The sequence below is a fragment of the Terribacillus sp. 7520-G genome (genome assembly GCF_002271665.1).
Lineage (GTDB): Bacteria > Bacillota > Bacilli > Bacillales > Amphibacillaceae > Terribacillus.
The window spans coordinates 1-25,375 of sequence record NZ_NQFP01000021.1 but is presented as its reverse complement, the minus strand read 5'-3'; the positions used below and the strand labels follow the sequence as shown (position 1 = coordinate 25,375).

Genomic DNA, 25,375 nt, shown 5'->3' with positions numbered 1-25,375 from the left:
GAAAGCAGCTTTAAGAGAGGGGACTTAAAGATATGAGTAAACGAAATATAGTTGTTGTCGGCGGGGGTCTGGCAGGCTTGATGGCGACCATCAAAGCAGCAGAAGCCGGCGTTCATGTAGATTTGTTATCCATCGTTCCGGTCAAACGCTCGCACTCCGTATGTGCCCAAGGGGGCATCAATGGAGCCGTGAATACAAAAGGGGAAGGGGATTCCACCTGGGAGCATTTCGATGATACGGTGTACGGCGGGGACTTCCTTGCCAACCAAGGACCCGTCAAAGGGATGTGTGAAGCAGCGCCAAGCATCATCCATATGCTCGACCGGATGGGCGTCATGTTCAACCGCACACCGGAGGGGCTGCTGGATTTCCGCCGATTCGGCGGCACGCAATATCACCGGACAGCTTATGCCGGTGCGACGACTGGTCAGCAGCTCTTATATGCGCTCGATGAGCAGGTGCGGCGTCATGAGACAGCCGGGCTTGTTACGAAATACGAGGGTTGGGAATTCGTCCACGCCATCATCGATGAAGAAGGTGTCGGACGCGGTATCCTGACCCAGAACATCCAATCCCATGAATTGCGCGCAATCAGGGCAGATGCCGTCATCATGGCGACAGGTGGTCCTGGTATCATCTTCGGTAAGTCGACAAACTCGATTATCAACACAGGCTCTGCGGCCGGTGCTTTATACGAGCAAGGTGCAATTTATGCGAATGGAGAGTTCATCCAGATCCACCCTACGGCCATCCCTGGTGACGATAAGCTACGTCTGATGAGTGAATCCGCCCGCGGGGAAGGCGGTCGTGTATGGACGTATAAGGATGGGGAGCCTTGGTACTTCCTTGAAGAGAAATATCCAGCATACGGCAACCTTGTGCCACGTGATATCGCGACAAGGGAAATCTTCGATGTCTGCGTGAATCAGAAGCTCGGCATCAATGGGGAGAACATGGTTTATCTCGACCTGTCCCATAAGGATCCGAAAGAGCTTGATATCAAACTGGGCGGAATCATCGAGATCTACGAAAAATTCGCGGGGGACGATCCGCGCAAGGTACCGATGAAAATCTTCCCGGCAGTGCATTATTCCATGGGCGGACTTTGGATCAGCGATGATCAGATGACGAATATACCAGGGATCTTTGCAGCCGGCGAATGTGATTATTCCCAGCATGGTGCCAACCGCCTCGGCGCAAACTCCCTTCTGTCGGCGATCTATGGCGGAATGGTTGCCGGACCGAATGCAATCAAATATATCGAGGGTCTGGATAAGCATGCAGATGATCTTTCCAGCAAGCTGTTCGATGATGCTCTTGCCAAAGAGCAGGCTGCATTCGATAAGATGATCAAAATGGACGGCAAGGAAAATGCGTACAAGCTGCACCGTGAGCTGGGGGAATGGATGACGGATAATGTGACCGTGGTCCGGGAAAATAGCAAACTGCTTAAAACGGATGATAAGCTGCAGGAGCTGCAGGAGCGCTGGAACAATATCAATATCCACGATACATCGCTATGGAGCAACCAAGGCGTCATGTTCACCCGCCAGCTGAAGAATATGCTGCACTTGGCCCGAGTGATGACGATCGGTGCATATCAGCGCAATGAGAGCCGCGGCGCCCATTATAAACCGGAATTCCCGGAACGGAATGACGAGGAGTTCTTGAAAACGACGATGGCCAGATATGACGAATCCTCCAATTCGCCAGATATCTATTACGAAGATGTCGATACTTCCTATATCAAGCCGAGAAAACGCGACTACAGCCAAGCGAAAGCGAAGGAGGCAAAAGCATAATGGAAGCGACGAAAACGAAGCAAGAGACGATTACACTGATTGTGACCCGTCAGGATGATCCGAGCAGCGCTCCTTATGAAGAAACGTTCAAGGTGCCATACCGGGAGAATATGAACGTCATCTCTGCATTGATGGAGATACGGAGAAACCCGGTGAATGCGGAAGGGAAGGAAACGACCCCGGTCTATTGGGATATGAACTGTCTGGAAGAGGTCTGTGGAGCATGTTCCATGGTCATCAATGGTAAACCAAGGCAATCCTGTGCAGCACTGATCGATAAATTGGAGCAGCCGATCCGTTTAGAGCCGATGTCCACGTTCCCGATCATCCGTGATTTGGCAGTCGACCGTTCCCAGATGTTCGACAGCTTGAAAAAAGTGAAGGCTTGGGTGCCGATTGACGGTACGTATGATCTTGGTCCTGGTCCGCGTATGCCAGAGAAGAAAAGGCAATGGGCCTATGAGCTTTCCAAGTGCATGACCTGCGGTGTGTGCCTGGAAGCTTGCCCGAACGTAAACGACAAATCCGATTTCATCGGACCGGCCCCGATTTCCCAAGTGCGCTTGTTCAACGCCCATCCGACTGGCGCGATGAATAAAGCAGAACGTCTGGAAGCACTGATGGGTGAGGGAGGCATCGGCAGCTGCGGTAACTCACAGAACTGTGTGCAGGTTTGCCCGAAAGGTATTCCATTGACCACATCCATCGCCGAAATGAACCGTGCGACAAATATCCAGTCGTTCAAGAACTTCTTCGGAAGCGATTCGAACTATTGAGAAATTATAATAACAAAACGGAACTCTTATATAGAGTTCCGTTTTTGCTTTGATCGGGCTTTTATATTGCAGTACGTTTCACGAAGAGTCAATCATGCTTCATGTTAATTTCAATCACTGAGAGTAGGCAAGCAAGACGATATTCAGAGTTTACTGCCCAGTCGGGATTCCCTGTCATCCAAAAATGCAACTTGGATCGGCTCCAATAACCAAGGGATTACGAGCTTAAACCGCGTTCGAATATATCAACCACTTCTTCAAGGGATGCTTCCAAGCCGACGTCCAGCTTAAATCCATCTCGATTAATCAAGTCGACGAATCCATGCAGCATACTTCTGAAGCCGCGGATTGCATGGATCTTTTTTTCATTTTCCAACTCATAAGATTGAAGGGCGGCTCCGACGAGTTGAACGAGAGCATTTGCATATTCCCCATTACCGCCTGGCAGGGAAGCAGCATACAACCCGGGATTGGTATTCGCGAAAGTCACATACGCCTTTGCGAGTGACAGCATTGGCTGTGCCGTCTGTTCTGTACCTTTCAAAGCCTCATACAGTTGCTTTTGGGAAGCTTCAGCCATTGCCTGCTTGATCTCCTCTAGGTTTTTGAAGTGGTTGTACAGGGAGGGCGGTTTGATTGTCAGGGATCGGGCAATGTTTGCCATGGTGACAGCTTCATAGCCGTGCTGCTCTGCTAAAGAAAGTGCGGCATCTAGAATGTCAGTTTTTGTGAGATGCATTTTAGGCATGACGTCTTGTCCCTTTGTCAGCAAGCAGGATTGCTTCGTTCATTTTGGCTGCCGGGCTGTGCAGTAGATCGCCATGTCCAATCGCCAGGATAGTAGGTTCTAAGTCTGCCAGCTTCCTGGCAGATTGAATCGCGCACTCCTTATTCCAAGTTGCCCAGCCAGGGAATGGGAATCGCCATCTGACATCCCCGGAGACTGCCATTCCTCCGCGGAGCTGAAAGGCATCTCCGGCAAGAAGCGCGCCATTCCGACGATCGACAAATGCCAGCATACCTGGTGAGTGCCCGGGGGAGGAAATGACTTCAAGTGAGCAGACTCGATCACCTTCGTTCAAGAGATCATCTGGTTTTGTCCTGATATCTTTTGGATAGCTGCCTTTGATCGGAAGCCCCTCTGCTGTTTTCTCTTTATTGTGGAGTATATCCCACTCCATCCCTGACAGCATGACCTTCACATCAGGCAAGGCAGCTTTCAAGCCGTCCAAAGCGCCGATATGGTCCGAATGTGCGTGTGTCAGCACGATCCTGGTAATCGGTTTTCCGATTGTACGGGCGGCTGAAAGAATGGATGATACGGAGGAAGGCAGGGCAGCATCAACCAATGTCAATTCGTTTTCTTCTTCAATTAAATAACAGTTCACTGGAAATAAACGAGGCATGAAAGTAAGCTGATATAAACTATCTTGTTTACGAATACGCATGAATCACACTCCAAACTAATGATATTAGTTAAACTATAAACTAATGGCATTAGTTTAGCAAGGAATTATTTCCCATGAGTTGGATTTATGATAGGGTGAGCATAAGAAATTTCGACTAAGCAGGAGGGCTTCATTCGTATGCTGGGAGAAACAGACGCTGCGGATGGAGGATTTGAGCAGACGGCAGTGTGGAGATTCGGCTGGTCATTCGACGCCACTCACAGCTGCTGGTTTCGTTGTTTGCTTGCAGTTTATGCATATGGAGGAGGGGAGTTCAGTGAAACGGCAGGTCATTGCCCTTGGCGGCGGAGGATTTTCAATGGAGCCGGACAACTTGGCACTTGATCGATATATTCTTTCGCAAAGTGAGGAAAAAGAACCTAGAATTTGCTTCATTCCGACAGCCAGCGGCGATAAGCCGGAGTATATCCGGCGTTTTTATGAAGCATTCGGTCGGCTTACATGCAAACCTTGTCATCTGTCTTTATTTGAGCCGTTGTTTCAGAATCTGCATGATTTTGTGTTGGAACAGGATATTCTCTATGTCGGTGGAGGCAGTACGCGGAATTTGCTGGTATTGTGGCAGGAATGGGAGTTGGATGGGATAATAGCCGAAGCTTATCAAAATGGCGTGATCCTGGCGGGGATTAGTGCAGGGGCTAATTGCTGGTTTGAAGATGGTGTGACAGATCCATTGAATGGACCGCTGTATGCAATAGAGGGGTTAGGTATGCTATCGGGCAGTATCTGTCCGCATTTTGATGGCGAGATAAAGCGGAGGCCGGCATATTTGGAGGCCATCGGGAAAGGGACCATGAAAGAAGGATACGGGGTGGATGACGGTGCCGCCCTGCATTTCGTGGATGAACAGTTGATTCATGTAATCTGTTCCAGGAGGAATACCCCCGCATATAAAATAAGCAGGCAAGGAGTTGAAACTTTTGAAGAGGCTATACCGGCTGCTTACCTGGATTAGATTCTCTATCACATTTGTATCCAACACAACATGCTGGCTGCCTTGGTCAGGCAGCAGAGATCATCCTTATTTCTCGCATGTATAGCGGTTTTTTGAAAAAATAAAAAGCAGCCTTGCAGCGATTGTCTGCAAGGCCGCTTTCTTAGCGGAAGAAAGGCAGGTCAGTTGCTCCGACCAGGCGAGCGTAAAGGAATAGCTGTCCTTTATGGTGCAGCTCATGATCATACATAGCCTGCAGATAGAGTTCTTTTTTGCCTTGCATACCGGGGATTTTTGCTTCATTTTGCAAAGCCAATTCTTCATCTGTGACCTTATCAAAGGCTTGTATGGTCTGATCCGTGAAATGCTGAACGGCTTTCTTCAGGTCGTCCATCGTATGGACTTCGGGAAGCTCCGGTGCCGTCATTGTTTCTGTTTTTACCATATTCACGAACATGTCATTCGATCCGACTATGTGAAGTACCAGGTCGCGAAGTGTCATCGCATCTTCCCATGGCTTGAAATCAAGATGGCCATCTTCGATTTGGTCCAGCAGGCTGATCAATACATTGCGGTGCTGCAGCCAGTTTTCTTTCCAATATGCTGTTTTGCTCATATGTACACTCCTTTTAGATTATTCATGTCCACTATAAATGATAGCAATCGGTATGTCATCCGTAGAAAACTGCGTGAATCGGATAAGGTGTACCTGTTTGATCGCAATCAGCGCTAGGATCAATCCTCATTCACAAGCATAGTCGTCCTTATCCCGGTCAAACTTGCGCTGATAAGCAGGGTGGGTGCTTGGTACACCATCAGGGTATGTTTTTCTCAATTCCGTGCAATTGGCAAAGTTCGCTGATTCATTTGAGTTGTCCTCATTTGGTGCATCAGAGGTATCCTGATTGGTGGCACAGCCGTCAAAGCCGCGTTCCGTAGCATATCCGTCTTGCTTCCAAACTGCAGCACCTTTGTTTTTGGCAGATGCTTCGGCTTCCTCGAATGCATCAAGATATCGCGTATTTGGCGGATACACATAAGCCACCCGTGCCAATCCTTCCTCGAGCAAGGTCTGCTGGACGCTTACTCCATCTGCGTAAACATAAGCAAGCAGCCGTCCATATTTGTCCATTCTTTCCCCTACATCGAACTCCAGCTCCAGTTTATCTGCATTCGTCACCAATTCTTCGTTTCGTTTGGAAGCTTCTTTCCCGTAAGGCTGCACACATTTGTTTGGTGCCTTCGTCTCGGGGGTATCGATGAGTAAATAGCGGACTGTTTCTTCTTGACCATTGTAATTCACTTTGATGGTGTCCCCATCCACGATCCTCACCAGTGAAACTTCGGCTCTATCTGTCGTTCCGGACGTCGTCGTTGCCTGTGTCTTCGAATCCGGATGCTCATTTGAGGTATTGGCTGTTCCGCATGCACTGATCAAAAACAAGGAGATGATCAGCCAAATTGTACTATGTATCGTATTTTTCATGTTGTGAATGCTCCTTCATAGCTGTAGCTATCCTTATGATACGAAGGAAAACGCCGGCTAACAAGAGCAAAAAGCAGTGCATCTTTACCGGATGCACTGCTTTTTTCATTCTGGTATATATGGCAGATCCAACGTCTTTGGCATATTGATGACATGCGTTTCAGCATAGGCGAGAAGACCTTCTTTTCCATATTCGCGTCCGATTCCGGATTGCTTCACGCCGCCGAACGGGAAGCGGACATCCAGTCCCTGGATGGCAGCTGTATTGATCATGGTCGTACCGGCTTGGATGTGTTTCGCTACTTCAACGGCATGCTCTTCCTTGCCCCATACCGAGCTGGTCAGCCCATAAATGCTGTTATTGGCAAGCTGAATGGCATGCTTGTCGTCCTTGAAGGGCAGGATGGGCACGGTAGGTCCGAACTGTTCCTGCGCTACGATTGGATCATCATAATCAGCACCCAGCACAAGCGTGGGCTGCATAAAGTAACCCTGCTGATATAATTCTTCATCCATTATCTTTCCAAGCTTGATGACTTCGGCGCCTTTTTGCTGGCTCTGATCGATCAGGCTCTGGACAAATTCCATTTGCTTTTTGTTATTGACAGGACCCACCGTGACTCTTTCATCAAATGGATCTCCGACTCGGATCCATTTATCGGCTGCTTCCCGGTATTTTTCGATAAACTGATCGAAAATGGATTCATGTACGTATACCCGCTTGGCAATCATACAAATCTGCCCGGCTGTCAGGAAATTCGAAATAACAAGCCGCCGCATCGCCTTTTCGTCATTCACATCAAAATCATCCAGCACGATGGCGGCATCATTACCGCCGAGTTCCAGTGTCATATGCTTGATCGTATCGGCTGCAGCTTTCATGATATGCTTCGCCGTTTCGGTTCCGCCTGTAAAAGCGATTTTGGCAACCTTCGGATTAGAGGTCAATTCTACGCCAACCTCGGCTTCGCCGTGCACCAGATTCAATACACCCGGCGGGAATTCATCGGCGATCAGCTCCGTTATTTTGCTGACCGCAAGAGGGGCCAGCGGGCTTGGTTTCAGCACCATCGTATTTCCGGCAAGCAGCGCCGGCGCAATTTTGATGGTGGAGAGCGAAATCGGATAGTTCCAAGGGGAAATGGCAGTGACGACGCCAACTGCATCATGGGCGATGATCGTTTTGCCGCCGCTATGCTCCTGTACCTCATTTTGGAGGGCCTCGGCAATATTATCGCAAGCAAATTCCATCCACATCAAGGAAACGCCAATCTCTCCTTCGGCATCATACAATGCCTTGCCGTGCTCCCGTGACAGAAGGGCTGCAATTTCCGGAGTCTTATCTTTGATTTTCTGGATGGCGCGTCTCATGCGGGCGATTCGATCATCGAAGGTTGTCTCCCGCCAGGTGGTGAAAGCTGCATCTGCTGCATCGATCGCTTGGATGGTTTCTTCTCTCGTATTCAATGGTGCGTACCCGACGATTTCCTCCGGATGTGCCGGATTCTCGCGGGGGGCTTGTTTCTCTGCTTTGTGTTTCTTGCCATCGATGATGGCATCGATGACGATAGGTTCGGTCGGCATAAAGCAACCCTCCGTTTTAGATTGAAAACATAGTAATAATCTACCCGGAAATCGGAGGTTATTAACCTATTTAGTAAAATATTTTTATAAAGAATGAAGCCCAGGAGGCTTAAATGTATCAGGGTGGGATTTCTGAAGAGGGGTAAAAATGGAAAAAGAGCTGACCGGAGAACGATCAGCTTTTTTCCAATTTGCCGTACCCTAAAAGATGCAGCGCATTCTTGAGGCTGGATAATGTGGAGAGTGATTTGAAATCCAAACCGAGCGACACCATCGTCTGGGCGATCTCCGGTCGGATACCAGTGATGATCGTTTCGATACCGCTGATTTTAAGGGACTGGACAATTTGATAAATCTGGTCGGCCACCATCGTATCGATCATCACAACACCCGAAACATCCAAAACGAGATGATTCAGTTCCAGGGCATTTCCCTGTGTCAACGCTGTTTCCATGATCAGCTGGGCACGGTGCGTATCGATATCCCCGACAATAGGTATCACTGCCAATCCTTCAAAAATTGGAACGACCGGAACGGACAGTTCTTCCAGCGCACTGTACGCAATATTCATCATCTTCGTATTATGGCTCTCGAACTGCTTGCCAATCTCAAAGCTGACCATCTCCAGCATCGGGTCGATGATCTTCGATACGTCAAGCATCGTAATGGGAGCAAAATGGCGTTCCTCCAGTTCCTCTGTGAAAATGTTCCATATGACGCTCCGGAAGCTGGATACATACTGTAATGTGGCAGTCAAAGAGGTATTCATTTCAGTAGCGGTCTTTCCGGCCCTGGCTCCCCAGCAAAGGAAGTTCTGTTTTACTTCTTCCTTATTATCTTCCGCGAAAAGAATGGCACCGATGTTGAAAACAAGTTCTGCATTGAATTCGGATAACTCTTCTTTTGGAAGGGATAAAATGCGAAGCTCCTGGTTCAGCTTCGAATCGAGGTTCTGCAGGACAGAATCGGCTATGATGTCCTTGTTCTTCTGTATCTTCCGACCAATATATCTTAATTCGTCTTTCATTCTGATTCCCCTTTAAATGTACTGCTTTATGAACATACTTCTTCAATGATAATCCATGAGAATGGGTAAGGAAAGCTAAAAGGGATTGGAAAAGCCCCCCCTTATTTGTGAAACAAACAGCTTTCCGTACAAGTCTGCCTACTGTTATTCCCGATACGGCCCGTGATTAAACAAAGTCCATTTCTGGCAGGGAAGTGTTTGAAAAGTAAGAAGCGTATCCAAGTGATGGCTTGAATACGCTTTTTATAGTGTGATCTTGATAGGAACCAACTAAAAGGCTTTCCGTCGATAAATGAATGTAGTGATACCCCAGGAAGCTGTGTAAATGACTATGCCAAGAAGCAGGGCGCTCGTATAAAGGATTGGCATAGATAAACCGAGAAGGAAATCCGTTACGGATGTCAGCCTTTCTCCTAAGTAGGATACTATAGGAGGAACGATACCAGCCAAAACCAGGAAGCTGACCAATGCAAATGGGGAACTATAACCTGGTTTCATGATATAAGTCATCGGCAGGTAAAAAGATAGCAGCAATAAGGCCAGACTGCTGCTTATGGCAATATCTGCGATTGAAAAAGGCCTATTGAAAACATACAATAAAACACTCGTCACCCCGATAGATAAAATGATGAAAACAATTGTCCCGAGAAAGCGGGAAGCAATGATTTCGAAGCGCGTATAAGGCATCGAATTCAATAAAATGTTTGTTTCCGGTTTTTCATCATAAGCAATCATATTCACGGGCATTATGAGACTGGCAAGCAGAAAGATAAAAACTGAATCCTGTCTTCCCACTATGACAAAAAATAATATCAGTAATAGATAGAGCAGCAGTTGACGTTTCTGGATGATGAAGTCCCGCCTGATTAAATTAAACACGCTGCACACCGCCTTTCAAATGAAACATAATATCCTCAAGTGTGGCCCTTTCAATAACCACGCTGTCCCCAAAAATTTCTGCCACGGCATCCACATTTTCCGTCAGTGCTTCAAAGCCTGTTGACAAACGATTTATGTGCACGAATGCCTTTTCCGTATCTCGATCCAGAAACTCTGTCCTTCCTTTGACAAGCGCATAATTTTCCGTTATGTCGTGGATGGAATCATTAAAAATTAATTCCCCCCGATTTATGAAGGCTATGTAATCTGCGATGCGATTCAAATCTGTGGTGATATGGGTGGAGAAGAAGATGGTGCGGTTCCCATCCAGCATTATTTCCTGTAAAAGCCCGAGCAGCTCCCGTCTGAAAATAGGATCCAGGCCTGCTGTCGGCTCATCCATGATGATCAGCTCTGCATGATGGGATAAAGCGATCGCCAAGGATGCCTTCATTTGCATACCTTTCGAGAAATGTTTGATCGATTTATGGAGCGGAAGCTCAAACTGTTCCGCATATTGGGCGAATAATGCATCATCCCAATGTTTGTACGCTGGAGCTACAATACGTTTTATATCTTTTAAATGCAGACCTTCGAAATACACATTGTCATCGTAGACAAATCCAATTCGTTGCTTGATGGCTTTCTCATGTGTCTTGTAGTCCAACCCAAATACCTTCACTCCACCGGCATCCGGCTGCAGCAGATTCATCATCATCTTGATCGTCGTTGACTTACCAGCACCATTTGCACCGATAAAGCCATGCACAAAGCCGCGCTTCACTTGCAGATTCATGTCATTGATAGAGAAATCTTTGTAACTCTTTGACACATTGCCCAATTCCACTACATTCTCCATTTGCATCACTCCTCGTATAAAATCCTTAATAACTGCTGCAATTCATCCAGGGACAAACCAATTTCCCGACTATTTGCAATGACAGCATGCAGCTGCTCTTCAATGACTTTCAGTTTTTTCTCTTTGATAAAGTCTAAATCTTGTTCCGCAACAAAGGAGCCTTTGCCGACAATGGAGTAAATGAATCCTGCCTTTTCCAATTCCTCATAAGCCCGCTTCGTCGTTATAACGCTGATTTGTAAATCCTGTGCCAGCTTGCGCATGGAAGGTATGGCTGCACCCTCCGGCAGCTCCCCCGATAAAATGGACGATTTAATTTGATTTGTAATCTGTTCATAAATCGGCTCCTTTGAATTATTGGAAATAATGATTTGCATGCCGATCCCTCTTCTTCATTTTTTGGAGTTAAGTATTCTGTTCACATCCGCAATCGCCACAACTAGCAGTGCAAGGATGTGAACGGTCATTACCATATTGAAATATGGATAGGAGTATGGAGCGATCCATTCCGTGAAAAGCGCTGAATCCAAAATACTTCGGAACATCCTTAGGAGGAAGCTGTCGCCATCGTTGATATTCGGCTCCCAGGACGTACCATCGACCAGAAAGAAGACCAATTGGACAAGAAGAAAAATAACGAGGTAGGTTATCCAGCGCCTAGCCAGATGTAAAGTAGGGGCTTTTTCCGTACTATGCATTCTCGATTACGCTCCTTTTACTCATGATAATATTGTATATGTACTATGTATACAATATATACAAAGGTGGAGAGATGTGCAACCATTTTTGTTAATAAAAGGAGAATTGATTCGGATTTGGATGCTGAATAAGGACAAAGAGAGAGCGCAATGTAGGCTTCTCTACAACCTAGGGCACTAATTTAACTATTATTCTGCATGAAAAATAGTGAACCAAATCCAGTTTCTGTTAAAATTTAGTTAGGGTGAAGAGGCTATAAAAGAATTTTTATCATTATGATGCATTTAGTAAAGAACGTAATAAGGGAAATCCGGCGGGAGTCGTGTTAAATGGAGACGAATTGACAGATTCTCAAATGCAGGAGGTCGCTTCGAAACTCGGCTTTAAAGAAACTGCATTTTGATGGAATCGTATAAAGCTGAATATCGAATACGGTTCTACACACAGTGAATGGATCTCCAAGCACTTTGGTGGTTGAGTGGTTTCAACTGATTTTCTGGAGGGAGAACAATGGATACACGCATAAAGGAGGCAATCTCATACTTAAGGCATACAAACGAAATTATGGAATTAAAGAAGGGCTTTTCTTATGATCAGAAGTATGTAATCGGTCGGAAATATCTTTTAAGATTATTTTCCATAGAAGAAGCAGCTGAAAGGGAGGCAGAATTTTTAACTCTGAACAGGCTTTGCGAGCTATCAGAATGCGTCCCGAAAGGATTGGAATTTGGATATGTAAAGGACCTCCGGAAAGCTTATATGGTTCTGTCCTATCTGCCAGGGATCGATGCAGAGGCTGGGTTAAGCAAGCTGACGAAAGAAGAACAATATGCCGCAGGAGTGTCGGCAGGAAGTGAACTAAAGAAGCTCCATGCATTATCCGCCCCATTACACCAGCCACCTTGGTATGACGTAAAATCGAATAAAATTAAAAATTATATGCTGGAGTTTGGAAAATTAAATCTGGACCAAAACATAATGGACATCCTTCAAATGTATATCGAAACCAACCTTCATCTTATGAAAGACAGGCCGAATATGTTTCAGCATGATGATTTTCATCCCTCCAATCTCTTAATACATAATAAATGCTTCTCAGGGATAATTGATTTTCAGAGGATGGACTGGGGAGACCCGATACATGATCTGCAAAAGCTGGGCTTCTTTTCAAAGCGAGTGAGTACAGAGTTTACAAATGGTATATTGGATGGTTATCATGACGGACAGCTTATACAAGATTCATTCTGGGAACTATATTCTTTTTATAGTGCAACCCACATCGTATCAGCACTGGTATGGGGAAAGAAAAGGAGCCAAAGCCACTTTGATCTGCTTCTTGCTTACTCACTTGATGTCCTGAAAGATCATGATTACTTTAGCAGCATAATTCCTGAATGGTATAGCAGGAAGTGAGTTGTGATAAAGAGCTGCAATTAAGCACCTTTTTAAATAGACTGAGCGATATTTATAATCTCGTACCCTTGCTGAAGCCTGAATGAAGGGGGAGACCCTCATCTCCCCAGTACGATCGATTTTTTTGTTTTTAATAGGTATAGGAATGGTGCTGACAGCAGTAGAGAAGAAAACTAAGGGAGGATAAACGATGACTGGTAAAGAGAAAAGAGCACAAGCACCGTATCATGCAGTCATATTCACATCCCAAAGAACGGAAGGCGACAATGGATATGGACATATGGCACAAGTGATGGAAGATCTCGTATCGAAGCAAAAGGGCTTTTTAGGAATGGAGAGTGCACGGGATAGCGGGTTGGGAATAACGGTTTCGTATTGGAAATCGCTGGATGATATCAAGAGCTGGAAGGAAAACGCAGCCCATGTGGCGGCACAAGAAAAGGGGAAAGCGATATGGTATAAAAATTATAATGTAAGAATTTGTAAGGTGGAAAGAGAGTATTCTTTTGAGATGTAATGCCTGAGTCAGAGGGAGATCAAAGACATAAAATATATCATAAGCACCAGAGTGCATGACTGCCCTCTCCTTATGGCTATTAGAGAAAAAAAGCCCCAGGGGGCTTTTTTACTGTACTGTAACTGTAAATTCGACTGGCTCGGTTGTCAAATAGTCTGCAGATGTTACATCTCCAAGGATTAGTTTGATTTCTTTAACGGATGCTGGATCGATTGTTTTTCCGCCTAGGATATCGCCACTGATATCCCCATCTGTCATGACCATATTGGCATCTACTTGCATATCGCCAATAACGGCGGAATCCATGTCTGGATAAAAACTCACTGCGTCAGAATTGGTGTTTTCTACGTTGATACCAACTTGAATTTTATCTTCAAGAATTTTGATATCACCTAGACCGACCTTTAATCCGGCAGCAGTCATGGATTGATCAGATACGTCGATTTTCTTGGAAGTATCCTCGGATTCAGTTGTTTTCTCTTTTTCAGATGATTCAGCTTTAGCTGAGTCAGATCCTGTATATACATTTTCGGCAGAACCATAAGCTGCAAGAGCTAGCGTCAGTGCCAAAAGTAGACTAAGACCTAGTAACTTTCTCAAATTATAAACCCATTTTGTATGTATGGTTTTAAGCGGCTTGCTTTACGTTTTTGTTCTTTCTGAATACGCCCATTAAACCTGCGATAGCGATTAATACGGCAGAAATTAAATAGAAGAAAGAGATGCTGATTAGTCCTCCGACTGCCGAGATTAAAAGTAAAATACCGCCAAATTTTGGTTTTGATTTAACGACGATTGAACCAATGATAGCAAGAGTTGAGAATAAGAAGGCAAACCATCCCAACCCGGTAAGTGAACTTGTACCGGTTTCGCTAAAAGCAGCATCGACGCTGCCGATAAATAAAGCGAAAATTGCCCCGAAGAACCCTAGTATACCTCCGATTAGGCCTAATACGAATTCTGTAGTTCTGCTCATAAAGTTACTCCTTTCTTTGATAGTGAGTAAGTTAATATAACTAATCAAATGGAAGGAATATAGATCTATATTCATGAAAAGGAATAAAATAAATAGTTATATAAACTTACCAAAATGCATTATATACCATTAATAGATAAAACGCACTATATATATTATAAATTTGTATATTTATCTTTTTGTGGAATGTATGGAACGCAATATGTTTAAGTCACTATCGAGAATGACCTTTGCAGCGTACATTCAGATTCTAAGTAAGGCTCCATAAGAAAAGTTAGCAGCATGATTAGCGCAAGGGAATACATCTTGGATTGGATGAAGAAAGAGCGTTGGTCAGAAAAGAGGGAAAGTAATTGGTTAAGTTTGACGAAGCTAATTTAGGTGGTGGGGAAGTGATACCTAATATGCAAATCCATTCAAAAGTGGTACTTGCTAATATCTTAGCAACGTTAGTTCCGTCACTTCTCCGTCAAACAATCGCGAACAATTCGCGAAATCCGTTCACCCTCCGGCGTCGGTTTACATAAGCTACATGGACTAAATAAATACCTGACGCAGCAACCCTGAAGAGAGCAAGGAGGGGTTAACTTTTGAAGGATAATGACTACAGGCCAAAACAATTACTCACCAAACGAGAAAAAGAAGTCTTTGAACTATTGGTTCAGGATAAGACAACCAAGGAAATCGCCCAAGAGCTGTTTATCTCAGAAAAAACAGTACGTAACCACATATCTAATACGATGCAGAAACTGGGAGTAAAGGGACGGTCTCAGGCTGTAGTGGAGCTCCTTCGCATGGGGGAACTGAAGCTCTGACAGGCATGGGCTCTGCCTGTCGACTGACATAGCTGTCTGTATGCATATAGAGAACAATGGTCTGCTGAGCAGCTAATTAAAACCGACTGTAATGGTCGGTTTTTGTTTGGTGTGATATGGTGTTTGTATGCTCTGCAGTATCATGGCTAGACAAAAATCCAGAACACGCTATTGAAAAATGAGCAGGTTTTGCTGTAACTGGGGTAACGCAATGATCGTTACTCTTAAAATTCATGGACTTCTAATCGCATATTTTTGGTATCTATACGTATCTCTCCTCCAATAGGCAAGGTCATTATTGGCTGTGTATGACCGAAATCCATATCATAAATAACGGGTATGTTTTTTAATTGCGGGTGTTTATCCAAAATAAAATGAAGCTGCTTTTCGGATACATTTGATTTCTTTTGAAAACGTCCTAACAAAAGTGCTTTTATGCTTTTGCTTGTTTGGAGCAAGGATGTTAAATCTCTAGCGAAAGTTTCAGGGGTAGTCAATTCATCGTCTTCTAAGAATAAGATACGTTCTTGGATATCGGGTATGTATTCGGTTCCTTGCAGCAGATTGAGAGTACAAAGGTTCTCTCCAATCAATGTTCCTGTTGTGCTTCCGCTTGCATAAACCTTCCATTCCGTTTCCTCATACGTGCGATCATCCTGATCCAGGAACCAAACATCATCACTCCATTCATTCGAAGGCTGCAGTTCAAAGGATTGCCCTTCCATCAGGCATTTCTTGAAATAAGCTGTTTGGTATGCTTGTAACCCATCCATTTGGAAACTTGAAAAGTGCGGTCCGGAATATGTAATGAAATTGCATTTTGCACTTATGGCATTTGCAAGTGCTGTAATATCACTAAATCCACATAATATTTTGGGATTTTCCGTTAGTAATGCATAATCTACATAAGGCAATAACTCATTGCTATTGAATCCGCCAATTGCCGTTAGAATTGCTTTCACATTCTTGTCAGCAAAGGCTTCGTGCAAATCCTCCAAGCGTTGTTCAATGGAAGAAGAATCTTGTAAGTCACACACTTCGACATTTTTACCGAATGTGACATGAAAGCCTAAAGCTTGAAGCCGTTTGGCTGCTGTTTGAATGCCGTTCCCAGACAAGATTCTTAGAGAGCGGCTGGGTGCAATGATTCGGATTTCGTCACCTTTTTTTAGTTTGTTGGGAATGATCATCATCTACATCCTCACTTTTAAATTTATCCAATTATACACAAGCAGAGAAACGCTTAAAAGCAAATGAAATAGAGATGCTCAATTTTAAACACTTGTATTTTTACAGGTGTTTTTTGATCTAAAGAAGAAAAGAGCATGGAGATTCTTTAAAAAATGCTTCAAAAGGTACGGGGTGCAGTATGAAATTGCTCACCAGCGACAGAATACTTAGCCTATCTTGTTTTTACATGACGTGCAAGATAAAGCAGGCAGCGAGCAAGACACACTTGCTCCTGCTAAAAAGATTTTCGAATTGGATCCATGTAAGAAAGCTGCCAAGAGCTTCTTGGCAAATGGATAGCGCTGGTTCTATGTTATGCTGGAGGGGGTTTTTAATTTCGTTATTTACCATGGTGTCATACTATTTTAGCAGAGGAGTTGATTGCTATTCTTTTATGGATCATTGCACCGCTAATTGTACTTATCATCATCCTATTAGCGCTGCTTCCAAAGAAAAAAGGGAAAAATTCCGATTTATCCAGACAGGAAAACAGGCACCAATCAAAAAGTAAATCTGATAAAGATGGCGATGTTTCCTTATATACTTCGATGATGATGGTGGATTCCGAAAATGATGGCGGCCATAAGCGATATCATGATACAGATCTAAGCTCCCAATCCTATGATGCTGGTCCGAGCAGTCCTTCCTATGATGGCGGGGGTTCCGATGGCGGAGGGGACGGAGAATAAGAAAAGTAACTTTCCGTATTAGATTATTTATTATATCCACTGTATGAAACCGGCCTGTCATAGCCGGTTTTTGCTTGGGAATTGCAGGTATCCCTCCAATTCTGTCGAAACTGTACAGAAAAGGAGGGTTTTCCATGGAAATTGTGAAAAGTCCGTCTGTCGCTCCTGTCATCGCGTCACTGCCTGCTTTGCAGCGGCAGCTTTACCAGGATGTCCGGGATGCTCTTGTTCAAGTCACGGAAGCGGGAGCGTATTATATGGCCGATGAAGATGATGTCATTGTCATGACGCCGATTGCCGAGAAGCATCATTTGACGCTTGCGGAAGTGGCTTCGCATTACAGCGATGTGGAATGCAGCATCGCGCAATTCCAGGCAGAACAGCTGGGAAGCTCTCCGCCGGCGGATTTTGAAAGGTGGGCGATGAAAAAGGGAAATACGGTCGTCAGCAGATATGATGATGTGCAGAAATGCTTGGTGATCAGCATCAATGGATGCAGGGCCATTCCCTATCATGAATTGCCGCTATCATCCTTCTCGGAGTTATTTCGATCGTATACGCTCAGTCCTTTGTTTAAGTGAATAGAGCTGGGGGAAGGCCGACTCGGGTGAGTCGGTTTTTGTATGAAAAGGTTCGGTCAGGGCGAAATACATGCAGTTGCGTGTTTTTAACGGTAAAATTGAGGATAGGATAAAGAAGTCAGAAATTGATCGACACCTTGTAGGGGGATGTACATGCATGATTATATGATTACCAATCAATTTATTTTTCTCTTCGCGCTGCTGCTTGTTGTAAGTGTCGTGGTGACGAAGTTTTCGACGAGGCTTGGTGTCCCGGCGCTTGTCTTGTTCATCGCGGTCGGGATGATCGTCGGGAGCGATGGCTTTGGTCTTGTTTATTTCGATAATGCCCATTTGGCGGAGGCAATCGGTATTTTTGCCCTGATTGTCATTTTATTCGAAGGCGGTCTCCACGCGAATTGGCATTCGATGAAGCCGGCACTTGCCCCTGCCATGACGATGGCAACGATCGGTGTATTGCTGACAGCGGCCATCGTCGCTGTGGCGGCTCATTATATCTTCGATCTGACATGGCTGGAATCCGTCCTCATTGGATCGATCGTCGGATCGACGGATGCAGCGGCAGTGTTTTCTGTCCTCAAGGGACAGAATGTCAAAGAAAAGCTTGCCGCGACACTGGAAGCAGAATCCGGCACGAATGATCCGATGGCGATGTTCCTGACGATCACCTGTATCGAGTTGATCAGCGGCCATGGTTCCAATGTGGTCAGCATGATCGGCAGCTTTATCTGGGAAATGGGAGCAGGTGCTGCGATGGGGCTGCTCATTGGATATATCGCCGTGACGGCAATCAATCGGATCAACTTGGATACGAGCGGCCTTTACCCGTTGTTTGCGCTTGCTTTCGCTTTGATAAGTTATGGATTTACGTCCATCATCCATGCTTCCGGATTATTGGCGGTATATGTGAGCGCGCTTTATATCGGGAATGCGGAAATTACATATCGCCGATCCATCATCCGCTTCAATGAGGGCTTCGGCTGGCTCATGCAGATCTGCATGTTCGTTTTGTTGGGATTGTTTGTGTTTCCGACGCAATTATTCACACCCAGCCTCATGATCAAAGGCTTCCTGCTGTCGCTTGTTTTGATATTCCTGGCTCGTCCGCTGGCAACCTTCCTGTCATTGATTCGCTTCAAATACACAGCAAAAGAGAAGCTGTTCATCTCGTGGGCCGGGCTTAAAGGGGCCGTACCGATTGTACTTGCACTCTTTCCGCTCATCGCCGGAATCGAGAACAGCCAGCTCATCTTCAATGCTGTCTTCTTCGTCGTCCTGTTATCGACTGTATTGCAGGGCTCGACTGTCACACCGCTTGCGGCGAAGCTGAAATTGGTGGAGCCGCCGACCACGAATGAGATAGAAACGCTTGAATTGATCAGCATGGGACGGAACAATCTCGAGATGGTAGAATATAAACCAACGGATTTGAATGAGATCACCGGCAAACGGCTGGAGGATCTCAATTTCCCGGAGACGACATTGATCAATGCCATCCTGCGCAGCGGTGAGATCATCTCGCCGAATGGACAGACAGTCATCAAAGCTGGCGACACGCTGTATATCATGGTCGCTTTGCCATATAAGAAACAACTCGCAAAATATTTACGCAGGAATAAACTAATATAAGCATAGCAGGAGGAATGTATGGTGCACGACACACTGACAGCGGAAAGAATTGCAGCAATCGAGAAGGAGCTGCGGCATATTTCTGCAATCATCAAGCAAAAAGGACGGGAGATCCTCCTGCAGTACCCGATTACTGCACCGCAGTTCGTCGCGCTGCAATGGCTGGCGGACAAAGGGGATATGACGACCGGCGAGCTTTCCCAGACAATCAGGCTTGCCATCAGCACGACGACCGATATCGTCGATCGCTTGGAAAAGAACGAGCTGGTAAAGCGGGTGCGTGATGAAAGGGATCGGCGTATCGTCCGGGTGCATATCCTTGAAAAGGGAGAGCAAATCATCGCAGAAGTGATCAAAAAGCGTCAAGCATATCTGAAAAAGCTGCTGGAAACTTTTTCTCCTGAAGAGGCTGACCAGCTGCAGTTGCTCTTACATAAGTTACACGGTAAAATGAATGATTACGAACAGCTAGAGGCTGAAACAGAGAAGAAAAAGAGGAGATAAACGTGGATTATCCGATTGGTGTCATTGATTCAGGAGTAGGCGGTCTGACCGTTGCGAGGGAGCTGATGCGTCAGCTGCCGAAGGAAAACCTCATCTATGTCGGCGATACATTGCGCTGCCCGTACGGTCCGAGACCGGAAGAGGAAATAGTGGAATATACGTGGGATATGGTGAACTTCCTCCTGGAAAAGAACATCAAAATGCTTGTGATTGCCTGCAATACAGCGACGGCTTATACGTTGGAAGAGCTGAAGCAGAAGCTTGATATACCGGTCGTGGGTGTCATCGAGCCAGGCGCGCGTGCAGCAATCAAGACAACGAAAACGAATCATATCGGTGTACTCGGTACGGAGGGGACGATCCGCAGTCATGCGTACCGGAAAGCGCTGAAAAATATAAATAGTGAGCTGGAAATCGAGGGGCTTGCCTGCCCGGCATTTGCCCCGATGGTGGAAAAGGGTGTTGTTTCGGGTCCATTGGCGCGCCAAGTCATTGAAGAGGCGCTGGTAGACTTGAAGGATTGGAAGGAAATGGACACCCTCATCCTTGGCTGCACGCATTATCCGATCATCAAGCCGGTGATCGAGGAAGTGGTCGGGGATGCTGTGGAAGTGATCAGTTCCGGAGATGAAACGGCACGGGAAGTGAGTGCCATCCTAGGCTTCAAACGGAAGCTCTATGAAGGGGATCGCCCCGTTTCCCATAAGTTTTATGCAACGGGGGATACAAAGCTTTTCATGAAAATCGCGAATATGTGGCTGAAGCAGCCGGTGACGGAAGTAGACAGGATACAGCTTGGCAGTGCGCAATCAATCTGAATAAAGATGGTCTAAAACCTTTGATGGCTCGTATACATGTTAGTACAAACCATCAAGGGGGAAGAAGTGCGTATGAATAAGAAAATAGCAGGTCTTTTCACTAGCGTAATAGGCCTTTCCATTTTATTGGCCGGATGCTCCTTGAAAGGAGAGCAGGCTGTCGATGAAGTCGACGTGCCGCAGGATACAACCTATGTGGACGAGCTGGAGGAAAATGCACTTGAACCGGGTGCAGCAGAAGGCGAAGCGCCGGCTGAAGGAGAGGCACCGGCAGAAGGCGATGAGGAGAAGCAGCCTGAAGAAGGTGCCAAGGAAGGCGAATCTGCCACTGCCAAGCGTCAGCTGTTCCTATTGGATGCCAATGGAATGGTGGTGCCGATGACCTTCGAACTGCCGCAGACAAATGAAGTAGCCAAAGAAACCTTGGAATACCTTGTGAAAGACGGTCCCGTGACGGACATGCTTCCGAATGGCTTCGAGGCAGTATTGCCGGCAGGTACGACCATCAATGGAATCGACGCCCAGAAAGATGGTACTTTGGTCGTCGACTTCTCGAAAGAGTTCAATGAATACGAAGCAGCAAACGAGAAAAAAATCCTCGAGTCCATCACGTACACGCTGACACAGTTTGAGAATGTGAAGGACGTAGCAATCCGTGTAGAGGGACAAGATTTGGCGAAAATGCCAGTGGATGGCACACCGATCGGGAAAAGCTATTCCCGTGCCGATGGCATCAACTTGATGGACAATGGCATCACGACTGTGGACAGCGAGTCTGTCACGCTTTACTTCCCGGCCGAGGCAGTCGATGGTACGCCTTATGAAGTGCCAGTGACAGAGCGGATGAACAGCAATGCCGACAACGACTATGAAGAAATCGTCAATGCACTGATCGACGGACCATCGATGGACAGCAATTTGTCCAATGTCTTCAACACAGGCTCCGCCCTCACATCCGAGCCAACATTGAAAGATGGCGTGCTCAACCTGGAATTCAACAAGGAAGTATTGAGTAATGTCGATGAAGCTGCCATCACAGACCAACTGATGGAAACACTTGTGATGAGCTTGACAGAACGTGAGGAAGTGGAAGCAGTCTCCGTCAAGGTGGAAGGCGTCGAAGAAGTGTTCAATGAACATGGGGAAGCCTATGCTGAACCTGTGACAAGAGAACAGTACGTTCCGGCTGAAAAACTATGATAGGAAGCCTGGTCATGTGACCAGGCTTTTTTCGTGCGTATATTGACAGCCTCCTATTTAAAGGTTATCGTAGACACGTAAAGTCTATGATTGGAGTGCGGCAAATGAAATTCACCAAAGCGACGAACTATGCTCTGCACACAATGCTTTATTTAGCCAAAGAAAGAGCGGATCAGCAGCCGATTGGGGTGCAGCAGCTTGCAGATCATCAGCAGGTTTCCCCGACGTATTTATCCAAGATTCTCACGAAGCTGGTAAAAGAAGGCCTGATTACCTCTTCTTCGGGAGCAAACGGCGGATACAGGCTCAGGAGTGGATGGCAGCAGCTCTCCTTTTTCGATATCATTCAAGCGATTGAGGGGAAAGCCTCCATCTTTGAATGCAGCTTGCATGACGAGCCGGCTTGTGTTGTGAAACGTGTAATGGAAAAAGCAGAAGTGCAAATGGAGAAGGAGCTTCGTCAGACAACGATAGCTTCTTTGCTGGAAGATAAAAGCAGCGAATGAATAGCTGTTTTTTCTTTCTTTCAATTGTAGATATTACGAGTCTTTTAAATCCGTTAAGGGGTGTTGGCAATGGGAAAATGGGATTGTGCGATAATCGGCGGCGGTGCGGCAGGGATGAGTGCAGCGCTGCAGCTTGCCAGGGCGCGAAAGCGTGTGGTTATTTTTGATGATGATACAAACCGAAACCGAGTAACACAGGAATCGCATGGGTTCTTGACAAGAGACGGCATCACCCCAGCGCAATTCAGGGAAGAAGCCAGACAGGATCTGGGTAAATATCCGACTGTCACATTTGTTGCAGCAGAAGTGACAGGCATCAAGAAGCAAACGACAATGGCTGATTTCCAAGTCCAAACGAATGACAGCAGCTATCTTGCAGACAAGGTTTTGCTGGCGACGGGTATCCGTGAATCATTCCCTGCCATTCCTTCCATAGCCTCCTTTTATGGAAGGAGTATTTTCTCCTGTCCTTATTGCGATGGCTATGAACGCAGAGAGGAGCCGCTGATCCTATTCGCGGAAGCGGAAGCAGGCATTCTCCATATGGGAAAATTGCTGCTTAACTGGACAGGAGATCTTGTCATCGCCTCCAATGGAAATATACTTGGTGAGGAGACATTTTCTTTATTCGAAAAGCATGGGGTGCGCGTGGAACAGGCAAAGATCACGAAGCTGATCGGGGAAAATGGCATGCTGCGGGAAGTCGTCTTTGAAAATGGGAAACGCATAAAACGATCAGGCGGCTTCGTCGTGCCGCAGTTTATCCGCAAAGACAGCTTGGCAGCCGATATGGGATGTACATTTGATGAAGAAGGAAAACTGATCACGGAAGCATCCGGACAAACGAGTGTGCCGCATGTCTATGCAGCAGGTGAATACGTCAATCAAGCTCCTTCCTCGCTTATACTGGCAGCGGCAGAAGGTGCGAAGGTCGCAGCAAGTATGAATTTGCATTTTGTTGAATCCCGCTTCAGCTGATTTTTGAATTACGACAAAAGGCAAGCTATACTGAAGTAGAGCTTGCCTTTTTTATTACATACTATTAAACAAGTTCCAACGAGGGTACAAGATACACAGAAGTTCGAATGGAGGGACTAGTAATGGATAAAATCATCATCGCAACAAAAAATGCCGGTAAACTGAAGGAATTCAAGGCCTTTTTCTCGGACTATGATATAACGGCTTATGGGCTCGACGATTTGGCAGAGCAATTCGATGATATCGAAGAAACGGGTACGACATTCGAGGAAAACGCTGCACTGAAGGCAGAAACAATCGCAGGCCACCTGCAGGTTCCCGTACTTGCAGATGATTCCGGGTTGGAGATCGATGCACTCGATGGCCGCCCAGGCGTCTACTCGGCACGTTATGCCGGTGAAGCCAAAAGTGACCAGGCGAATATGGATAAAGTGCTGACAGAGCTGCAGGATGTGCCGGAAGGGGAGCGCAGTGCCCGATTTGTATGTGTATTGGCTGTTTCCCAGCCTGGTAAAGAAACATTCTATGCCAGGGGACATGTGGATGGCTCCATTACCAAAGTGCCGCGCGGCGACCATGGCTTTGGCTATGATCCTGTTTTTCAGCCGGATGGCTACGAAAAAACAATGGCTGAACTAAAACCGGAAGAGAAGAACCAAATCAGCCACCGGAAGCAGGCAATGCTCCATCTGGAAAAATGGCTGAATGACCAGGCAAAGTGAGGGATACGGATGAAAATACTGATAACGAGTGACAGTCATGGGCTGACGAAAGAAGTGGCTATGCTGAAGCAGCGTCATGAAGATGATGTCATAGCGAGGATACATTGCGGCGATTCGGAGCTGCCTTTTGAGGCTCCTGAAATGGACGGCTACTATCGGGTTGCTGGAAACTGCGATTATGACAGGGCCTATCCGGACATCGAAGAGCTTTCGGTAGCCGAGCTGCCGATACTCATCACCCACGGGCATCTGTATGGGGTGAAATCGAGCCTGGGTCCGTTGGAGGAGCTGGCTGCAAAAAAAGACGCCAAGGTCGTCTGCTACGGTCATTCCCATGTGGCGAGGGCGGATGTGATGGACGGCAGGCTGTATATCAATCCTGGCAGCATCCGTCTGCCGAAGCAATCGCCGCATCCGACCTATGCCATCCTTACCTATGAAGATGGAATTGCGACGGTCCGCTTTTATACATTGGATGGCAATGAAGTGCCGGAACTGGAGAAATCTGTTTCGTTCAAATAGACCTGGACAAAAAATTGTAACGTTTTTATTGCCGAATCAGCTCATACTTACGTTATACTAGTGTTTGAATTGAGGTGATTCTGTATGAATGAAGCCGATTTCGGTTATAAACCAAATCATAAAAAACGCAATTATCGTCCGCTTGTTATCTGGCTGACCATCATCATCGATGGATTGGTTGTCGTACTGAGCGGCTTACCGCCTGTCGAAAATTTCGATCTGTTTGACGTACACATCCTGCCGATGCTGAATGCCATTTTCAACAGCTTTACGTTCATTTTCCTGCTGTTGGCCCTGATCTTCATCCTGAAGAAGAACATCATCTGGCATAAGCGCTTCATCTATTCGGCCTTTGTCACAACCACATTGTTCTTGATCTCCTACGTGGCGTATCACTATCTGGCAGGGGATACACCCTTCGGAGGCGAAGGCATCATCCGTCCAATCTATTTCTTTATCCTGATCACGCACATCGTGCTGGCAGCAGTCATCGTACCGCTGGCCCTCGCATCGATCACCCGTGCCTGGAACATGGACGTGCCCCGTCACCGCAAGATCGCCCGCTGGACCATGCCGCTATGGCTTTATGTCAGCCTGACAGGCGTCATCGTCTACTTGATGATCCGCCCGTATTATTGACACGATTGCTCCGGGAAACCGGGGCAATTTATTAATTTCAAAAAAACTATTGACTGTACGTGCAATTTCATGTAGAATAAATCTTGTCCTTAAGAGAGGGCAACATACATAAAAGCAACAC

The 25,375-nt window shown here is 46.2% G+C and carries 30 protein-coding genes and 1 pseudogene; 18 read left to right on the top strand and 13 right to left on the bottom strand.

The genetic code is table 11. From position 1 onward, the window contains the following. Positions 1 to 32: 32 nt before the first annotated feature. Both sdhA and sdhB read left to right on the top strand, forming a co-directional pair. Complete coding sequence (sdhA, locus tag CHH53_RS08160; RefSeq protein WP_095215634.1) at positions 33 to 1,802, top strand: succinate dehydrogenase flavoprotein subunit; 1,770 nt, start codon at positions 33 to 35, stop codon at positions 1,800 to 1,802. Next, positions 1,802 to 2,578, top strand: coding sequence for a succinate dehydrogenase iron-sulfur subunit (sdhB, locus tag CHH53_RS08155; RefSeq protein WP_095215633.1), 777 nt, complete (start codon positions 1,802 to 1,804; stop codon positions 2,576 to 2,578). The genes sdhA and sdhB overlap by 1 nt, the downstream gene beginning before the upstream one ends. A 217-nt stretch (positions 2,579 to 2,795) precedes the next feature. Here sdhB and CHH53_RS08150 read toward each other — a convergent pair whose 3' ends face one another. Further along, on the bottom strand, positions 2,796 to 3,326 hold the full coding sequence (locus tag CHH53_RS08150; RefSeq protein WP_095215632.1) for a TetR/AcrR family transcriptional regulator: 531 nt from the start codon (positions 3,324 to 3,326) through the stop codon (positions 2,796 to 2,798). Continuing rightward, on the bottom strand, positions 3,319 to 4,026 hold the full coding sequence (locus tag CHH53_RS08145) for an MBL fold metallo-hydrolase (protein WP_095215631.1): 708 nt from the start codon (positions 4,024 to 4,026) through the stop codon (positions 3,319 to 3,321). Before CHH53_RS08145 ends, CHH53_RS08150 begins: the two co-directional genes overlap by 8 nt. 277 nt (positions 4,027 to 4,303) lie before the next feature. Between CHH53_RS08145 and CHH53_RS08140 the strand changes: the two genes are divergently transcribed. After that, complete coding sequence (locus CHH53_RS08140; protein ID WP_255374707.1) at positions 4,304 to 5,002, top strand: Type 1 glutamine amidotransferase-like domain-containing protein; 699 nt, start codon at positions 4,304 to 4,306, stop codon at positions 5,000 to 5,002. 142 nt (positions 5,003 to 5,144) lie between these two features. Here the strand turns inward: CHH53_RS08140 and CHH53_RS08135 are convergent, their stop codons facing one another. The 8 genes from CHH53_RS08135 to CHH53_RS08100 all read right to left on the bottom strand — a co-directional run bounded on the left by CHH53_RS08135 (position 5,145) and on the right by CHH53_RS08100 (position 11,514). Next, a complete protein-coding gene (locus CHH53_RS08135; RefSeq protein ID WP_095215630.1) occupies positions 5,145 to 5,597 on the bottom strand; it encodes a DinB family protein in 453 nt (150 codons plus the stop codon). A 126-nt stretch (positions 5,598 to 5,723) separates the two neighbouring features. Next, the gene (locus tag CHH53_RS08130; protein ID WP_095215629.1) at positions 5,724 to 6,467 is read right to left on the bottom strand and encodes a thermonuclease family protein; all 744 of its coding nucleotides are present in this window, start codon (positions 6,465 to 6,467) and stop codon (positions 5,724 to 5,726) included. Positions 6,468 to 6,572: 105 nt separating this feature from the next. Next, entirely contained in the window at positions 6,573 to 8,051 is a 1,479-nt protein-coding gene (locus CHH53_RS08125) for an aldehyde dehydrogenase family protein (RefSeq protein ID WP_095215628.1), read from the bottom strand. A gap of 175 nt (positions 8,052 to 8,226) precedes the next feature. Beyond that, positions 8,227 to 9,078, bottom strand: coding sequence for an STAS domain-containing protein (locus CHH53_RS08120; RefSeq protein WP_095215627.1), 852 nt, complete (start codon positions 9,076 to 9,078; stop codon positions 8,227 to 8,229). A 270-nt stretch (positions 9,079 to 9,348) separates the two neighbouring features. Beyond that, positions 9,349 to 9,957, bottom strand: a complete 609-nt coding sequence (locus CHH53_RS08115; protein WP_095215626.1) for an ABC-2 transporter permease — start codon at positions 9,955 to 9,957, stop codon at positions 9,349 to 9,351. Continuing rightward, the gene (locus tag CHH53_RS08110; RefSeq protein ID WP_095215625.1) at positions 9,950 to 10,816 is read right to left on the bottom strand and encodes an ABC transporter ATP-binding protein; all 867 of its coding nucleotides are present in this window, start codon (positions 10,814 to 10,816) and stop codon (positions 9,950 to 9,952) included. The genes CHH53_RS08115 and CHH53_RS08110 overlap by 8 nt, the downstream gene beginning before the upstream one ends. Before the next feature lie 5 nt (positions 10,817 to 10,821). Next, on the bottom strand, positions 10,822 to 11,193 hold the full coding sequence (locus CHH53_RS08105; RefSeq protein ID WP_095215624.1) for a GntR family transcriptional regulator: 372 nt from the start codon (positions 11,191 to 11,193) through the stop codon (positions 10,822 to 10,824). A gap of 15 nt (positions 11,194 to 11,208) precedes the next feature. Next, entirely contained in the window at positions 11,209 to 11,514 is a 306-nt protein-coding gene (locus CHH53_RS08100) for a YfzA family protein (protein ID WP_095215623.1), read from the bottom strand. Positions 11,515 to 11,783: 269 nt separating this feature from the next. Here CHH53_RS08100 and CHH53_RS08095 point away from each other — a divergent pair. The 3 genes and pseudogenes from CHH53_RS08095 to CHH53_RS08085 all read left to right on the top strand — a co-directional run. Next, positions 11,784 to 11,959, top strand: a pseudogene (locus tag CHH53_RS08095) (PhzF family phenazine biosynthesis protein); the annotation flags it as partial. A gap of 66 nt (positions 11,960 to 12,025) precedes the next feature. Then, positions 12,026 to 12,928 carry an aminoglycoside phosphotransferase family protein gene (locus CHH53_RS08090; RefSeq protein WP_095215622.1) on the top strand — a complete coding sequence of 301 codons (903 nt, stop codon included), beginning with the start codon at positions 12,026 to 12,028 and terminating at the stop codon, positions 12,926 to 12,928. A gap of 190 nt (positions 12,929 to 13,118) precedes the next feature. Further along, positions 13,119 to 13,445: an antibiotic biosynthesis monooxygenase family protein gene (locus CHH53_RS08085; RefSeq protein ID WP_095215621.1), complete on the top strand. Its 327-nt coding sequence runs from the start codon at positions 13,119 to 13,121 to the stop codon at positions 13,443 to 13,445. 108 nt (positions 13,446 to 13,553) lie between these two features. On the opposite strand, the gene CHH53_RS08080 is transcribed toward CHH53_RS08085, so the two are convergent. Both CHH53_RS08080 and CHH53_RS08075 read right to left on the bottom strand, forming a co-directional pair. After that, entirely contained in the window at positions 13,554 to 14,045 is a 492-nt protein-coding gene (locus CHH53_RS08080) for a hypothetical protein (RefSeq protein WP_095215620.1), read from the bottom strand. Between the two features lie 28 nt (positions 14,046 to 14,073). Further along, the gene (locus CHH53_RS08075) at positions 14,074 to 14,421 is read right to left on the bottom strand and encodes a DUF4064 domain-containing protein (protein WP_095215619.1); all 348 of its coding nucleotides are present in this window, start codon (positions 14,419 to 14,421) and stop codon (positions 14,074 to 14,076) included. Positions 14,422 to 15,011: 590 nt separating this feature from the next. Here CHH53_RS08075 and CHH53_RS08070 point away from each other — a divergent pair. After that, entirely contained in the window at positions 15,012 to 15,236 is a 225-nt protein-coding gene (locus CHH53_RS08070) for a helix-turn-helix domain-containing protein (protein WP_038562019.1), read from the top strand. A 224-nt stretch (positions 15,237 to 15,460) separates the two neighbouring features. Here the strand turns inward: CHH53_RS08070 and CHH53_RS08065 are convergent, their stop codons facing one another. Further along, positions 15,461 to 16,426 (bottom strand): S66 family peptidase, encoded by a 966-nt coding sequence (locus tag CHH53_RS08065; RefSeq protein ID WP_095215618.1) that lies wholly within the window; start codon positions 16,424 to 16,426, stop codon positions 15,461 to 15,463. A 417-nt stretch (positions 16,427 to 16,843) separates the two neighbouring features. Between CHH53_RS08065 and CHH53_RS08060 the strand changes: the two genes are divergently transcribed. The 11 genes from CHH53_RS08060 to CHH53_RS08010 all read left to right on the top strand — a co-directional run bounded on the left by CHH53_RS08060 (position 16,844) and on the right by CHH53_RS08010 (position 25,254). Beyond that, on the top strand, positions 16,844 to 17,155 hold the full coding sequence (locus CHH53_RS08060; protein WP_095215617.1) for a hypothetical protein: 312 nt from the start codon (positions 16,844 to 16,846) through the stop codon (positions 17,153 to 17,155). A 134-nt stretch (positions 17,156 to 17,289) separates the two neighbouring features. Further along, positions 17,290 to 17,736: a hypothetical protein gene (locus CHH53_RS08055; RefSeq protein WP_095215616.1), complete on the top strand. Its 447-nt coding sequence runs from the start codon at positions 17,290 to 17,292 to the stop codon at positions 17,734 to 17,736. A 153-nt stretch (positions 17,737 to 17,889) separates the two neighbouring features. Further along, positions 17,890 to 19,365, top strand: coding sequence for a potassium/proton antiporter (locus CHH53_RS08050; protein WP_095215615.1), 1,476 nt, complete (start codon positions 17,890 to 17,892; stop codon positions 19,363 to 19,365). 18 nt (positions 19,366 to 19,383) lie between these two features. Further along, positions 19,384 to 19,869: a MarR family winged helix-turn-helix transcriptional regulator gene (locus CHH53_RS08045; RefSeq protein ID WP_095215614.1), complete on the top strand. Its 486-nt coding sequence runs from the start codon at positions 19,384 to 19,386 to the stop codon at positions 19,867 to 19,869. Between the two features lie 2 nt (positions 19,870 to 19,871). Beyond that, entirely contained in the window at positions 19,872 to 20,687 is an 816-nt protein-coding gene (racE, locus tag CHH53_RS08040) for a glutamate racemase (RefSeq protein ID WP_095215613.1), read from the top strand. A 72-nt stretch (positions 20,688 to 20,759) separates the two neighbouring features. Beyond that, the gene (locus CHH53_RS08035) at positions 20,760 to 21,887 is read left to right on the top strand and encodes a GerMN domain-containing protein (RefSeq protein WP_095215612.1); all 1,128 of its coding nucleotides are present in this window, start codon (positions 20,760 to 20,762) and stop codon (positions 21,885 to 21,887) included. 104 nt (positions 21,888 to 21,991) lie between these two features. After that, positions 21,992 to 22,393: an Rrf2 family transcriptional regulator gene (locus CHH53_RS08030; RefSeq protein WP_095215611.1), complete on the top strand. Its 402-nt coding sequence runs from the start codon at positions 21,992 to 21,994 to the stop codon at positions 22,391 to 22,393. Between the two features lie 69 nt (positions 22,394 to 22,462). Continuing rightward, positions 22,463 to 23,371 carry an NAD(P)/FAD-dependent oxidoreductase gene (locus CHH53_RS08025; RefSeq protein ID WP_095215610.1) on the top strand — a complete coding sequence of 303 codons (909 nt, stop codon included), beginning with the start codon at positions 22,463 to 22,465 and terminating at the stop codon, positions 23,369 to 23,371. A 122-nt stretch (positions 23,372 to 23,493) separates the two neighbouring features. Then, positions 23,494 to 24,093, top strand: coding sequence for an XTP/dITP diphosphatase (locus CHH53_RS08020; protein WP_095215609.1), 600 nt, complete (start codon positions 23,494 to 23,496; stop codon positions 24,091 to 24,093). A gap of 9 nt (positions 24,094 to 24,102) precedes the next feature. Further along, positions 24,103 to 24,615 carry a YfcE family phosphodiesterase gene (locus CHH53_RS08015; protein WP_095215608.1) on the top strand — a complete coding sequence of 171 codons (513 nt, stop codon included), beginning with the start codon at positions 24,103 to 24,105 and terminating at the stop codon, positions 24,613 to 24,615. Between the two features lie 84 nt (positions 24,616 to 24,699). Beyond that, positions 24,700 to 25,254, top strand: coding sequence for a DUF420 domain-containing protein (locus CHH53_RS08010; RefSeq protein ID WP_095215607.1), 555 nt, complete (start codon positions 24,700 to 24,702; stop codon positions 25,252 to 25,254). Positions 25,255 to 25,375 lie beyond the last annotated feature (121 nt).

Bases quoted from the DNA above. Each gene is read 5' to 3' on its own strand.
- CHH53_RS08150 (WP_095215632.1), bottom strand. From the start codon at position 3,326: ATGCCTAAAATGCATCTCACAAAAACTGACATTCTAGATGCCGCACTT.
- CHH53_RS08045 (WP_095215614.1), top strand. From the start codon at position 19,384: ATGGTGCACGACACACTGACAGCGGAAAGAATTGCAGCAATCGAGAAG.
- CHH53_RS08125 (WP_095215628.1), bottom strand. From the start codon at position 8,051: ATGCCGACCGAACCTATCGTCATCGATGCCATCATCGATGGCAAGAAA.
- CHH53_RS08085 (WP_095215621.1), top strand. From the start codon at position 13,119: ATGACTGGTAAAGAGAAAAGAGCACAAGCACCGTATCATGCAGTCATA.
- CHH53_RS08050 (WP_095215615.1), top strand. From the start codon at position 17,890: ATGCATGATTATATGATTACCAATCAATTTATTTTTCTCTTCGCGCTG.
- CHH53_RS08035 (WP_095215612.1), top strand. From the start codon at position 20,760: ATGAATAAGAAAATAGCAGGTCTTTTCACTAGCGTAATAGGCCTTTCC.
- CHH53_RS08010 (WP_095215607.1), top strand. From the start codon at position 24,700: ATGAATGAAGCCGATTTCGGTTATAAACCAAATCATAAAAAACGCAAT.
- CHH53_RS08015 (WP_095215608.1), top strand. From the start codon at position 24,103: ATGAAAATACTGATAACGAGTGACAGTCATGGGCTGACGAAAGAAGTG.
- CHH53_RS08055 (WP_095215616.1), top strand. From the start codon at position 17,290: ATGGAAATTGTGAAAAGTCCGTCTGTCGCTCCTGTCATCGCGTCACTG.
- sdhA (WP_095215634.1), top strand. From the start codon at position 33: ATGAGTAAACGAAATATAGTTGTTGTCGGCGGGGGTCTGGCAGGCTTG.
- CHH53_RS08120 (WP_095215627.1), bottom strand. From the start codon at position 9,078: ATGAAAGACGAATTAAGATATATTGGTCGGAAGATACAGAAGAACAAG.
- CHH53_RS08030 (WP_095215611.1), top strand. From the start codon at position 21,992: ATGAAATTCACCAAAGCGACGAACTATGCTCTGCACACAATGCTTTAT.
- CHH53_RS08020 (WP_095215609.1), top strand. From the start codon at position 23,494: ATGGATAAAATCATCATCGCAACAAAAAATGCCGGTAAACTGAAGGAA.
- CHH53_RS08065 (WP_095215618.1), bottom strand. From the start codon at position 16,426: ATGATCATTCCCAACAAACTAAAAAAAGGTGACGAAATCCGAATCATT.
- CHH53_RS08090 (WP_095215622.1), top strand. From the start codon at position 12,026: ATGGATACACGCATAAAGGAGGCAATCTCATACTTAAGGCATACAAAC.
- sdhB (WP_095215633.1), top strand. From the start codon at position 1,802: ATGGAAGCGACGAAAACGAAGCAAGAGACGATTACACTGATTGTGACC.
- CHH53_RS08110 (WP_095215625.1), bottom strand. From the start codon at position 10,816: ATGGAGAATGTAGTGGAATTGGGCAATGTGTCAAAGAGTTACAAAGAT.
- CHH53_RS08075 (WP_095215619.1), bottom strand. From the start codon at position 14,421: ATGAGCAGAACTACAGAATTCGTATTAGGCCTAATCGGAGGTATACTA.
- CHH53_RS08100 (WP_095215623.1), bottom strand. From the start codon at position 11,514: ATGCATAGTACGGAAAAAGCCCCTACTTTACATCTGGCTAGGCGCTGG.
- CHH53_RS08135 (WP_095215630.1), bottom strand. From the start codon at position 5,597: ATGAGCAAAACAGCATATTGGAAAGAAAACTGGCTGCAGCACCGCAAT.
- CHH53_RS08130 (WP_095215629.1), bottom strand. From the start codon at position 6,467: ATGAAAAATACGATACATAGTACAATTTGGCTGATCATCTCCTTGTTT.
- CHH53_RS08025 (WP_095215610.1), top strand. From the start codon at position 22,463: ATGGGAAAATGGGATTGTGCGATAATCGGCGGCGGTGCGGCAGGGATG.
- CHH53_RS08145 (WP_095215631.1), bottom strand. From the start codon at position 4,026: ATGCGTATTCGTAAACAAGATAGTTTATATCAGCTTACTTTCATGCCT.
- CHH53_RS08105 (WP_095215624.1), bottom strand. From the start codon at position 11,193: ATGCAAATCATTATTTCCAATAATTCAAAGGAGCCGATTTATGAACAG.